This window comes from Paracoccus sp. KKT209 (genome assembly GCF_055635455.1).
Genome location: NZ_CM145758.1, coordinates 2,391,363 through 2,403,450 on the forward strand (window position 1 = coordinate 2,391,363; position 12,088 = coordinate 2,403,450).

12 protein-coding genes are annotated in these 12,088 nt (G+C 67.7%); 8 read left to right on the top strand and 4 right to left on the bottom strand.

What is annotated here, in order from left to right:
- The first annotated feature begins 20 nt into the window (after positions 1-20).
- From ACZ2G3_RS11840 to ACZ2G3_RS11865, 6 genes are all read left to right on the top strand, one after another.
- Positions 21-1,214, top strand: coding sequence for a multidrug effflux MFS transporter (locus tag ACZ2G3_RS11840; RefSeq protein ID WP_470396214.1), 1,194 nt, complete (start codon positions 21-23; stop codon positions 1,212-1,214).
- Between the two features lie 63 nt (positions 1,215-1,277).
- Positions 1,278-2,678, top strand: a complete 1,401-nt coding sequence (locus ACZ2G3_RS11845) for a helix-turn-helix domain-containing protein (RefSeq protein ID WP_470396216.1) — start codon at positions 1,278-1,280, stop codon at positions 2,676-2,678.
- Between the two features lie 191 nt (positions 2,679-2,869).
- A complete protein-coding gene (locus ACZ2G3_RS11850) occupies positions 2,870-4,147 on the top strand; it encodes a DUF5930 domain-containing protein (protein WP_470396218.1) in 1,278 nt (425 codons plus the stop codon).
- Complete coding sequence (locus ACZ2G3_RS11855; RefSeq protein ID WP_470396219.1) at positions 4,137-4,634, top strand: bactofilin family protein; 498 nt, start codon at positions 4,137-4,139, stop codon at positions 4,632-4,634. The genes ACZ2G3_RS11850 and ACZ2G3_RS11855 overlap by 11 nt, the downstream gene beginning before the upstream one ends.
- 144 nt (positions 4,635-4,778) lie before the next feature.
- Positions 4,779-5,633, top strand: a complete 855-nt coding sequence (locus tag ACZ2G3_RS11860; RefSeq protein WP_470396220.1) for an ureidoglycolate lyase — start codon at positions 4,779-4,781, stop codon at positions 5,631-5,633.
- A 4-nt stretch (positions 5,634-5,637) separates the two neighbouring features.
- Positions 5,638-6,357, top strand: coding sequence for an SDR family oxidoreductase (locus ACZ2G3_RS11865; protein ID WP_470396222.1), 720 nt, complete (start codon positions 5,638-5,640; stop codon positions 6,355-6,357).
- On the opposite strand, the gene ACZ2G3_RS11870 is transcribed toward ACZ2G3_RS11865, so the two are convergent.
- The 4 genes from ACZ2G3_RS11870 to ACZ2G3_RS11885 all read right to left on the bottom strand — a co-directional run bounded on the left by ACZ2G3_RS11870 (position 6,354) and on the right by ACZ2G3_RS11885 (position 9,226).
- A complete protein-coding gene (locus ACZ2G3_RS11870) occupies positions 6,354-7,139 on the bottom strand; it encodes a DUF2189 domain-containing protein (protein WP_470396224.1) in 786 nt (261 codons plus the stop codon). The genes ACZ2G3_RS11865 and ACZ2G3_RS11870 overlap by 4 nt on opposite strands.
- Before the next feature lie 76 nt (positions 7,140-7,215).
- Positions 7,216-7,707: a pantetheine-phosphate adenylyltransferase gene (gene coaD, locus ACZ2G3_RS11875; RefSeq protein ID WP_419271043.1), complete on the bottom strand. Its 492-nt coding sequence runs from the start codon at positions 7,705-7,707 to the stop codon at positions 7,216-7,218.
- Positions 7,708-7,794: 87 nt separating this feature from the next.
- The gene (locus ACZ2G3_RS11880) at positions 7,795-8,256 is read right to left on the bottom strand and encodes a CBS domain-containing protein (RefSeq protein ID WP_470396226.1); all 462 of its coding nucleotides are present in this window, start codon (positions 8,254-8,256) and stop codon (positions 7,795-7,797) included.
- Between the two features lie 58 nt (positions 8,257-8,314).
- Positions 8,315-9,226 (bottom strand): LysR family transcriptional regulator, encoded by a 912-nt coding sequence (locus ACZ2G3_RS11885; RefSeq protein WP_470396228.1) that lies wholly within the window; start codon positions 9,224-9,226, stop codon positions 8,315-8,317.
- Positions 9,227-9,327: 101 nt separating this feature from the next.
- On the opposite strand from ACZ2G3_RS11885, the gene ACZ2G3_RS11890 reads away from it, so the two are divergent.
- Together ACZ2G3_RS11890 and ACZ2G3_RS11895 are read left to right on the top strand one after the other, a co-directional pair.
- Entirely contained in the window at positions 9,328-10,827 is a 1,500-nt protein-coding gene (locus ACZ2G3_RS11890; protein WP_470396230.1) for a CoA-acylating methylmalonate-semialdehyde dehydrogenase, read from the top strand.
- Between the two features lie 108 nt (positions 10,828-10,935).
- On the top strand, positions 10,936-12,066 hold the full coding sequence (locus tag ACZ2G3_RS11895; protein WP_470399122.1) for a carboxylate-amine ligase: 1,131 nt from the start codon (positions 10,936-10,938) through the stop codon (positions 12,064-12,066).
- Positions 12,067-12,088: the final 22 nt, after the last annotated feature.

The window sequence follows — 12,088 nt, forward strand, 5'->3', positions numbered from 1 at the left end:
CCTGCCGCAAAGGGAAGCCCATGACCACCCGCACCCCCCCGCATCTGCTGACGCTCGTGGCGCTCTCCGGCGTCTCGGCGCTGTCGATGAACGTCTTTCTGCCGTCGCTGCCCGGCATGGCACGGTATTTCGACGTGGATTATGCCGTGATGCAGCTGTCGGTCTCGGCCTATATCGGGGCCAGCGCGCTGCTGCAGCTGCTGGGCGGGCCGATCAGCGACCGGTTCGGCCGCCGGCCGGTGGTGATCGGGGGGCTCATCGGCTTTCTGCTGGCGACAGTGGGGACGCTGCTGGCCACCACCGCCACGACCTTTCTGATCTTCCGGCTGCTGCAGGCGGTCATCAGCGTCTGCATGCTTGTGCCGCGCGCGGTGATCCGCGACCTTTATGACGGCGACCGCGCGGCGTCGATGCTGGGCTATGTCACGATGGGCATGGCGGTGGTGCCGATGATGGCCCCGGTCTTTGGCGGCGTCCTGGACGAATGGTTCGGCTGGCAGGCCAATTTCGCGGTGATGGGGCTGCTGGGCATCCTCGTCCTGGCCGTGGCCTTCCGCGACATGGGCGAGACCGTGCGCGGCGGCGGGATGTCGCTGCGCGCGCAGATGGTGAACTATCCGATCCTGGCGCGGTCGCACCGCTTCTGGGGCTATTGCCTGGCGGCGACGCTGTCATCGGGGGCGTTCTTCGCCTACCTGGGTGGCGCCCCCTTTGTGGGCGAGCAGGTCTTTGGCCTGACGCCCGCGCAGGTCGGCTACTGGTTCGCGGCCCCCTCCATTGGTTATCTGATCGGCAACTTCCTCTCGGCCCGCTTCTCGCAGCGCATTGGGTTGAACCGGATGATCCTGATGGGCGCCGTCACCTGCCTGATCGCCCTTGGCCTTGCGCTGCTGGCGGATCTGGGCGGCCTGGTGCGGCCGCTGATCTTTTTCGGCGCCATCGCCGTCATGGGCCTGGGCAATGGCATGGTGCTGCCCAATGCAAATGCCGGCATGATGAGTGTGCGGCCCGAACTGGCCGGAACCGCATCGGGACTGGGCGGCGCGCTGGCGGTGGCGGGCGGCGCGGCCCTGTCGGCACTGGCCGGCGCGCTGCTGCAACCGGGCAGCGGGGCCACGCCGCTGCTGGCGATCATGTGCGCCTCGGCCTTCGGGTCGCTGTTGGCCATCCTGTGGGTCTTTCGCCGCGAGGCGCAGCTGTCCCGCCAGGGCTGAGGGGACTTGCCGGACCATCTTTGCAACAGCTAGAACCGGCTTTGCAAAGGGACGGAGCGGATCATGGCCACGCAAAAGATCTATGCCGGCAGCGCGTTGCGCGAGACGCGGGCCCGCGCCGGCCTGACGCAGCGCCGTTTCGCCGAATCCCTAGGCGTCTCGCTGCCCTATCTGTCGCAGATGGAGAACAACCACCGGCCGATCAGCGCCGGCGTCCTGCTGCGGCTGGCGCAGGAATACGGCATCGACCTGACCACCCTGGCGGCAGGTGACGCGCAGCGCATGGTCATCGACATGCAGGAGGCGCTGGCCGATCCCCTGTTCGACAGCACCCCGCCGCTGGCCGACCTGCGCCTGGCCGCGACCAATGCGCCGGTGCTGGCCCGCGCCTTCCTGGACCTCTATCGCGCCCATCGCGAAGGGCAGGAACGACTGGCCGCGCTGGACGAGGCCATCGGAACCACGGGGCAGAACGCCCTGACCACCCCCTGGGAGGAGGTGCGGGACTTTTTCCACTACTGCGACAACTACATCGACGCGGTGGACCGCGCGGCCGAACGCTTTGCCTGTCCCGACGGAGAACGGGGCGACCTGTGGCAACGGGCGGTCGCCGCACTGGCGGCCAGCAACATCCATGTCCAGCTGACCGAGCTGCCGGCCAATTCGGTGTTCCGCCGCCAGGGCAACCAGCTGCTGGTGAATGCCGCCGCCGAGGCGCCCACCCGCCTGTTCCAGCTGCTGCACCTGGTCGCGCTGGAACGTCAGGGCGACCTGCTGGGCGCAACGCTGGACCTGGCGCGGTTCCGCAGCGCCACCGCGCGCGAGATCGCCCGTGTCGGCATGGCCAATTATTTCGCGGGGGCGGCGCTGATGCCCTATCGCCATTTCCTGGCTGCTGCCCGGGCCGAGCGGCACGACCTGGAACGTCTGTCCCACCTGTTCGGTGCCTCGCTGGAGCAGGTGGCGCATCGGCTGTCGACGATGCAACGGCCGGGCGCCAAGGGCGTGCCGTTCTTTTTCGTCCGCGTCGATCAGGCCGGCACGATCACCAAGCGCCATTCGGCCACGCGCCTGCAATTCGCCCGCTTTGGCGGCGCCTGCCCGCTGTGGAACGTGCATCAGGCCTTTGAACAGCCGGGGCGGTTCCTGCGGCAGCTGGCCGAGACGCCGGACGGGGTGCGCTATCTGCTCTTGTCGCGGGACGTGTCGAAACATGCGGGCGCCTTCAACGCCCCGGTTCGCCGCTTTGCCATCGGCCTGGGGGTCGAGGTGACCCAGGCCGAGGGGATGGTCTATGCCGACGGGCTGGACCTGACCAAGCCGCGTGCCTTCGAGCCGATCGGCATCTCGTGCCGGATCTGCCCCCGCCCCGACTGCCACCAGCGGTCGCTCCCACCGATCGACCGCCCCCTGCGCATCCCGTCCGACCGCGACGGGCCCCTGCCCTACCAGATCACCGGATAAGCAACGAAAACCCTCGTGAATTCGGCGAGAACCCGCCGAGCGCAGCAAGGTTTCGCGCATGGGGCGAGTGGCTGCCCTTGGCCCTGTTGCCATGAAGGCACAGGTCATGTTTACCCGCACCTGAACGGAACCAAGCGCCATTCCGATACCCAAGGCGTGCCATTCAGGGGACAGTGCCCGCAATGACGGTCATGGATCGATTGAACGCTTCGCTTGGAAAATGGGTGCCGGAACAGCGCCTGTCCCTGCGGTCCGAAGACACCACCCGTGTTCTGCGCCTTCGCCCCCTGACCCAGATTTTGGGACTCGGCGGCATGACCGTCATGTGCGGCTGGACGCTGGTCGCCAGCTCCTTTCTGGTCATCGACGCGGTCAGTGCGGGCGGGTCACGCGACCAGGTCATGCGCGCCCAGGCCTCGTTCGAGAAGCGGCTGAACCAGCTGCAGGCCGAACGCGACGCCCGCGCGGCCGAGGCGCTGGCGGCCCATAACCGCTTTGCGGTCGCGCTGGACCAGGTGTCGCAGATGCAGACGCAGCTGCTGACCTCCGAGGAACGCCGTCGCGAGATGGAGGCCGGCATGGCCTCTGTCCAGGCCAGCCTGCGCGACGCGGTGGCCGATCGGGACGCCACCCTGGCGAGCACCGATGCCGCCGGGGACGCCGCCGACCGCAGCGGCGAGTTTTCGGTCGCCCTCGACATCCTGTCGGGCGAACTGCGCAGCGCCGCCGACCAGCGCGCCGAAGCCGTCCAGGAGGCCGAGGAGGCCCGCCTGACCGCCCAGGAGCTGCAGGTCGAGCGTGACCAGATCCTGGCCCGCAATGACGAGATCCTGACCCAGCTGGAGGATGCCGTCACCGTGTCGGTCGCGCCGCTGGACGACGTGTTCCGTTCGGTCGGCATGAACCCCGACGAGGTGCTGCGCACGATCCGCAGCGGCTATTCCGGCCAGGGCGGGCCGCTGACGCCCATGTCCTATTCGACCCGCGGCGATGCGGCGCTGAGCCAGGGCGAGACCAAGGCCCGCCAGATCATCGTCACGCTGGACCAGATGAACACCTATCGCATCGCGATCGAGAAGCTGCCGCTGGCCATGCCCGTCCGGCAGAGCTTTCGCTATACCTCGGGCTTCGGGCGCCGGTGGGGCCGCATGCATGAAGGCATCGACATGGCCGGGCCGGTGGGCACGCCGATCCATGCCACGGGCGACGGCGTCGTGACCTTTGCCGGGCGCAAGGGCGCCTATGGCAACCTGATCACGATCGAGCACGAACTGGGCACGGAAACGCGCTATGGCCACCTGAACCGCATCCGCGTGAAAGCGGGCCAAAGGGTGTCGCAAGGCGAGCGCATCGGTGATATGGGGAATACCGGACGCTCGACCGGGCCGCATCTTCACTATGAAGTTCGGATGAACGGTCGGGCCGTGGACCCGATGAGCTTCATCAAGGCAGCAGACAATGTTCAGTAAGACCCGTGTGACCGAGAACCGTCCCCAGCAGGCCCCCGCCCCCCAGGCCACCACGACCGAAGCCGCCCCGATCGCCCTGCCCGAGCGCGGGTCCGAGGCGCCGGCTGCCACCTCCGCGCCGCGCGGCCGCACGACCCCTTCGGTTCTTTCGCCGGATCTGACGGTGGTCGGCAACATCAAGACGCAGGGCGACATCCAGGTCGAGGGCACGGTCGAGGGCGACATCCGCGCGCATCAGCTGACCATCGGCGAAACGGCGACCATCAAGGGCGAGATCGTGGGCGACGACGTGATCGTCCATGGTCGGGTCATCGGCCGGGTCCGCGGCCTCAAGGTGCGCCTGACCGCCACCGCGCGGGTCGAGGGCGACATCATCCACAAGACCATCGCCATCGAATCGGGCGCCCATTTCGAAGGTTCGGTCCAGCGCCAGGAAGATCCGCTGAACAATGGCGGCACCAAGAAGCTGGCCGCCCCGGCCGAGTGATCGCCGCCGCATCTGCCGACCCGGCCCGCTTCGGCGGGCCTTTTTCGTGACCGCATGTCCCATGCTTCCAGAAAATCGTTCCACGGGCTTCAAACTGCCCCCCCCCGGTGCAAGACTGCCGCAGCATTGCCAAGGGAGACTGCGATGAAGCTGCTGAGATACGGACCGGCCGGCCAGGAAAAGCCGGGCCTGCTGGATGCCGATGGACGGGTCCGTGACCTGTCGGCGCAGCTGCCCGACCTTCGCGGCGACAGCCTTCTGCCGGACGCCTTGGCCCGGCTGGCGGCGCTGGATCCCCTGACCCTGCCGCTGGTGGCCGGTCAGCCGCAACAGGACCTGCGCCTTGGTCCCTGCGTCGCGGGCGTGGGCAAGTTCATCGGCATCGGGCTGAACTATGCCGACCATGCCGCCGAATCCGGCATGGATGTTCCGTCAGAACCGGTGCTGTTCACCAAGTGGACCAGCTGCATCGCGGGACCCGATGACGACCTGCATCTGCCCGCAGGCTCCACCTCCACCGATTGGGAGGTGGAACTGGGCATCGTGATCGGCGCCGGCGGCCGCAACATCCCCGAGGCCGAGGCGCTGGATCGCGTCGCAGGCTATTGCGTCGTGAACGACATCAGCGAACGCGAATGGCAAACGCAGCGCGGCGGCACCTGGGACAAGGGCAAGGGCCATGACGGCTTTGGCCCCATCGGCCCCTGGCTGGTCACGCGGGACGAGATCCCTGACCCCCAAAACCTGCGCCTGTGGCTGGAGCTGGACGGCACGATGCGCCAGGACGGCAGCACCCGCACCATGGTCTTTGGCGTGGCGGAACTGGTCAGCTACTGCTCTCGCTTCACGACGCTGGAACCGGGGGACCTGATCACCACCGGCACCCCGCCGGGCGTCGGCATGGGGCAGAAGCCGCCGGTCTATCTGCGCGGCGGGCAGGTCATGCGGCTTGGCATCGACGGGCTGGGGCGCCAGACGCAGCGCGTCATCGGCGCCTGAGCCCGTGGCGGGATCGATCATCATCACCGGCGCAGGTAGCGGCATCGGCCGCGCCTGCGCGCAGCACTTTCTGGCGCAGGGTTGGGATGTGGGCCTGATCGGCCGCAGCGCCGCCGCGCTGGAGGACAGCGCCCAAGGTCATGGGCGGGCGCTGATCCTGCCCTGCGACGTCACCGACGATCATGCGGTCGACGCCGCCTTTGCCCGGGCGTCGACACAATGGGGCCGGCTGGACGTGCTGTTCAACAATGCAGGTCAGGCGGCGCCCATTGCCGATCCGGACCATTTGTCCGCGCAGGTCTTTCGCGACGTGATCGCCGTCAACGTGACGGGGATGTTCCTCTGCGCGCGGGCGGCCTTTGCCGCGATGCGGACGCAGTCGCCGCAGGGCGGGCGGATCATCAACAATGGCTCGGTCGCGGCACATGTGCCACGGCGGGGCTCGGTCGCCTACACGACCTCGAAACATGCGGTGACGGGGCTGACGCGCAGCTTGTCGCTGGACGGGCGGGGGCTGAACATCGCCTGCGGGCAGATCGACATCGGCAATGCCGGGACCGAGCTGCTGCGCCAGGCCAGCGCCGGCAATCCCGAAGCCGAGCCGATGATCGATGTCCAGACGGTCGCCGAGGCGGTCTGGCACATGGCCACCCTGCCCCAGGGCGCCAACATGCAGTTCATGACCCTGATGGCGACCCAGATGCCCTATATCGGGCGCGGCTAGTCCGCGTCCGGCATCACGCGGCGATAGAGGTGCCAGCTGGCATGCCCCAGCACCGGCAGCACGACGAATAGGCCCAGGAAGGCGGGCAGGATCGCCAGGAACAGCAGCCCCGCGATCAGCGCCGCCCAGACCGCCAGCACGCCCAGGTTCTGCAGCAGCGCCTGGATCGAGGCGATGATGGCGGTGATGAAATCGACCTCGCGGTCCAGCAGCAAAGGCAGCCCGACGACGGTGAAGGCGTAAAGCACCGCCGCAAAGGCGCCGCCGACCAGGGTACCGGTGATCAGCATCGCCAGTCCCCGCCCCTCGGTCAGCATCGCGGCCGAGCTGGTGATATGGGTCAGCGAGGCCGTTCCCAGGAACAGCGCAAAGATCGTGTGTGCCACAAAGACCCAGAACATGAACAGCAGCAGGATCACCATGGCCATGGACGGCACCTGCCGGTCCTTTTGCGCGACGACCACGCCGATGACCCGCCGCCAGTCCAGGGGCAGCCCGGCTTCGATCCGGCGGCTGACCTCATAAAGGCCCACGGCGGCAAAGGGCGCGATCAGCGGAAAACCCAGCACAAAGGGGATCAGCCACCAGTCGCGGCCCAGGGCCATCGCCACCGCGGCGATGACCAGCCCACCCGCCACGTAGAAGGCCGAGAACAGCAGCCCGAAGGCCGGGGCGCGGCGGAAATCCTGCCAGCCCAGGCGCAGCGCACCGGTCAGGTCGGACAGGCTCAGGATCGCGGGTTCGGGCAGGATGTCGGCGTCGGGCATGCCAGCTTGGGCCATGGATATCTCCCATGTTGCGCGCGCTCAGGGTCAAGATATGCCATGAGGCGCGGGTCTGGCAACGAAAACCGAAGGCTCAGTCGAAGCGGCGCAGCAGGGCGTCGCAGACCGGGGGGCTGACGAATTTCGACACGTCGCCGCCTAGGCGCGCGATCTCCTTGACCAGCTTCGAGGCAATGGCCTGCCGGCGCGCATCGGCCATCATGAAGACCGTCTCGATGCTGCTGTCCAGCGCGCGGTTCATGCCGACCATCTGGAACTCGTATTCGAAATCCGCGACCGCGCGCAGGCCGCGCACGATGATCGTGGCGCCCACGTCGCGGGCGCAGTCGATCAGCAGGTTCTCGAAGGGATGCACCAGGATCTCGCCGCCGGTGCGGGCGGCGATCGCGTCGCATTCGGCCTGCACCATCGACACGCGCTCCTCCAGGTTGAACAGCGGCCCCTTGTCGCGGTTGATCGCGACGCCGATCACCAGCCGGTCGACCAGCGCCATGGCGCGCTGGATGATGTCGATATGCCCCAGGGTGATGGGGTCGAAGGTGCCGGGATAGAGGCCGATGCGCATGAAGGTGCGTCCTTGATCAGGGTCTCGGCCTCAGGCAAAGCCCATTTGCCCCGGGATTGCAAGATTGCGGGCAGGTGCGACGATGCGTCAGCTTCCCATGATCATCCCGGTCAGCGCCTCCTTTTCGGCCGCCAGCTCCTTCAGGCGGCCGCTGACCGCGTCCCCGATCGAGATGACGCCCAGCATCAGACCCTGATCGTCCACCACGGGCATGTGTCGGAAGCGGCCTTCGGTCATGCGCTCCAGGATGGTCAGCGCATCTTCTCCGGTGGTGCAGGTCTGGACGGCGCGGGTCATCACCTCGCCGATGGGCTGGGACAGGACCTTGATGCCGTTGCGGCCCAGCTGGCGCACGATGTCGCGTTCCGACAGGATGCCTTCGGGCCGCTTGCCGTCCGAGGAGACGACGACCGCACCGATCCGCTGTTCGGCCAGCAGGACGGCGGCCTCGCCCAAGGTGGCGTCCGGACCGATGGTGACGATAGAATTGGCCTCAATCCCCGGCTTGCCGGAACCCGACTTCATCGACAGCAGCTGCTTGACCAGCATGATACGCCCCCCTTCGCGACTTTCTTCCCCTTCATCTTTTGCGGCGAAAGGGGCGCCGTCAAGCCCGACCATCGCCTGCCGGCGGCAGCAGCCCCTCCAGCCGGGCAACCTCGGCCCTGATGCCTCGTGCCAGGGCCTCGGCCAGCAGGGTCAACCGGCGCGAGGCGCGGTCGTCGGCATGCCGGATCATCCAGAAGCTGCGGCGCAGCGCGATACGGTCGGCCAGCACCCGCCTGACGCGCGGGGCAAAGGGAATCGCGAAATCATGGACGATCCCCAGGCCTGCACCCGCCCGCACCGCCTGCATCTGGACCGCCACCGAGTTCGAGCTGATCTGCGCGGTCTCGACCCCGGTCGCCGACAGGTAGTCCAGTTCCCGATCAAAGATCATGTCGGGGATATAGCTGATCATGCGGTGCCCCTGCAGGTCGGCCAGGTCGCGCAGCGGGGGATGGCGCGCCAGGTAATCCTCATGGCCCGCCAGGTGCAGCTGATAATCCGTCAGCCGCTGCACGACCAGCCGGCCTGTGTCGGGGGGTGACACGGCGATGGCCATGTCGGCCTCGCGCCGGGTCAGGTTCACCACCCGCGGCAGGGCGACGATCTGGATCTCCAGCCCCGGATGAGCCTCGCAGAGGTCGCGCGCCACCTGCGGCAGCAGGTAATTGGCGCAACCGTCCGGCGCACCGATCCGCAGCTGGCCGGTGAGGCCCGCATCGGCGCGCACCCCCTCGGCCGCAGCCGCCGCCGCCTGTTCGGCCGCCTCGGCCGGGGCGACCAGCCGCGCCCCCTCGGGCGTCAGCTGGTACCCCTGCGGGGTCTTCAGGAACAGCGCAGCCCCCACGGCGCCCTCCAGCCGCGCCACCCGCCGCCCCACGGTCGAGGCATCCATGGCCAGCCTGCGCCCCGCCGCCGACAGGCTCTCTGCCCGCGCGACCGCTAGAAAGATGCGCAGGTCGTCCCAGTCCATCACCGTCCTTTGCAGAAATGCAAAACCCTTTTGCCACCCTGCCCCTTTATCCCGCAATTCCGCAAGACTAACCTGCGCCCAACCAAGCACAGGAGGATGCCATGAAAGAGATTCATCACTGGATCGACGGCAAGGAAACCAAGGGCACGTCGGGCCGCTTTGCCGATGTGTTCAACCCGGCCACCGGCGAGGTTCAGGCCCGCCTGTCGCTGGCCACCAAGGCCGAGCTGGACCACGCTGTCGAACGCGCGGCCGAAGCCCAGGTGAAATGGGGCGCGACCAACCCGCAGCGCCGCGCCCGCGTGATGATGGAATTCGTGCGCCTCATCAACCGCGACATGGACAAGCTGGCCGAGGCGCTGTCCAGCGAACATGGCAAGACCTTTCCGGATGCCAAGGGTGACATCCAGCGCGGGCTGGAGGTGATCGAGTTCTGCATCGGCGCGCCGCATCTGCTGAAGGGCGAATTCACCGACAGCGCCGGTCCCGGCATCGACATGTATTCCATGCGCCAGCCGCTTGGCGTCGTCGCGGGCATCACGCCCTTCAACTTTCCGGCCATGATCCCGCTGTGGAAGATGGGCCCGGCGCTGGCCTGCGGCAACGCGATGATCCTAAAGCCCTCGGAACGCGACCCGTCCGTGCCGCTGATGCTGGCGCAGCTGCTGCAGGAGGCGGGCCTCCCCGACGGCGTCATGCAGGTGGTGAACGGCGACAAGGACTGCGTGGACGCGATCTTGGACAACCCGGTGATCCAGGCAGTGGGCTTTGTCGGGTCCACCCCGATCGCGCAGTACATCTATGAACGCGCCGCCCAGAACGGCAAGCGCGCGCAGTGCTTTGGCGGCGCCAAGAACCACATGATCATCATGCCCGATGCCGACCTCGACCAGGCCGCCGATGCGCTGGTGGGTGCGGGCTATGGTGCGGCGGGCGAACGCTGCATGGCCATCTCCGTCGCGGTGCCGGTGGGCGAGAAGACCGCCGATGCGCTGATCGAAAAGCTGGTCCCGCGGATCGAAAAACTGAAGGTCGGTCCTTGGACCGCCGGCGACGACATCGACTACGGCCCCGTCGTCACCAAGGCCGCCAAGGAGAACATCCTGCGCCTGGTGCAGTCGGGCGTGGACCAGGGCGCCGAGCTGGTCGTCGACGGCCGCGACTTCAACCTGCAGGGCTATGAGGACGGCTTTTTCGTGGGGCCGCACCTCTTCGACCGCGTGACGCCCGACATGGACATCTACAGGACCGAGATCTTCGGCCCCGTCCTGACCACCGTCCGCGCCGCCAGCTATGAGGAGGCGATCGGCCTGGCGATGGACCACGAATACGGCAACGGCACCGCGATCTATACCCGCGACGGCGACACGGCCCGCGACTTTGCCAGCCGCATCAATATCGGCATGGTGGGCATCAACGTGCCGATCCCGGTGCCGCTGGCCTATCACACCTTCGGCGGGTGGAAGAAATCGGGCTTTGGCGACCTGAACCAGCACGGCCCGGACGCGTTCCGCTTTTATACGCGCACCAAGACCGTGACCGCGCGCTGGCCCTCGGGCATCAAGGAAGGCGGAGAGTTCAACTTCAAGGCGATGGAGTGATCCCTCTCTCCTGAAGGGAGGGCCGGGGGGCTGGCCCCCCGGTCGTCGCGGGACGCAAGCCTTCCCGACCCCGGCGCATCAGGTCACGGCCCGCAGGATGGGACGATGATGACGACCGAACCCGACTTCACCCTGGGCATCGAGGAGGAATATCTTCTTGTCGATGCCGAAACCGGGCAGCTGGCCCAGGCACCCGACGCGCTGATGTCGGCCTGCAAGTCCGACCTGGGAGACCAGGTCAGCCCCGAATTCCTGCGCTGCCAGATCGAGATCGGCACGCCTGTCTCGGCCAATATCCGCGAGGCCCGCGACCACCTGCGCAACCTGCGCGGCACCGTCGCCCGCCATGCCGCCGACCATGGGCTGGCGCCCATTTCTGCCTCCTGCCACCCCTTCGCGGACTGGCGCGACCAGGACCACACCGACAAGGACCGCTACAACCAGCTGTCGCGCGACATGGGCGGCGTGGCGCGGCGCATGCTGATCTGCGGCATGCATGTCCATGTGGGCATCCCCGATCCCGCGGCGCGCATCGACCTGATGAACCAGCTGTCTTATTTCCTGCCGCATCTTCTGGCGCTGTCGGCCTCCAGCCCCTTCTGGATGGCCGAGGACACGGGCCTTGCCTCCTATCGCACGACGGTCTTTGGCGACATGCCCCGCACCGGTCTGCCCCCCTACATGAACAGCTGGTCCGAGTTTGAACGCTCGGTGGGCGCCCTGACCGACCTTGGCATCATCGAGGACAGCAGCAAGATCTGGTGGGACCTGCGTCCCAGCAACAAGTTCCCGACGCTGGAAACCCGCATCTGCGACGCTTGCCCCCGCATCGAGAATGCCGTCACCCTGGCCGCGCTGATCCAGGCGACGCTGCGGATGCTGTGGCGCCTGTCGCGCCGGAACCAGCGCTGGCGGCAGTATGACAGCTTTCTGCTGGGCGAGAACCGCTGGCGCGCCGCCCGCTATGGCACGACCGAGGGCCAGATCGATTTCGGCGCCGGCGCGATCATCCCCTTTGCCCAGATCGCCGAGGACTGGCTGGCGCTGATCGCCGAGGATGCCGATGCCTTGGACAGCCAGCCGGCCGTCGCCCGCCTGCGCGGGATGGTGGCCGAGGGAACCTCGGCCGAGACGCAGCGCATCGTCGCGGCGCAGGCCCGGGCCCAAGGCGCCGATGAAGCCGAGGCCCTGCGCGCCGTGACCCGACACCTGATCGAGGAGTTTCGCCGCGACCTCTGAACCCTTGCAACATTGTCGCAAC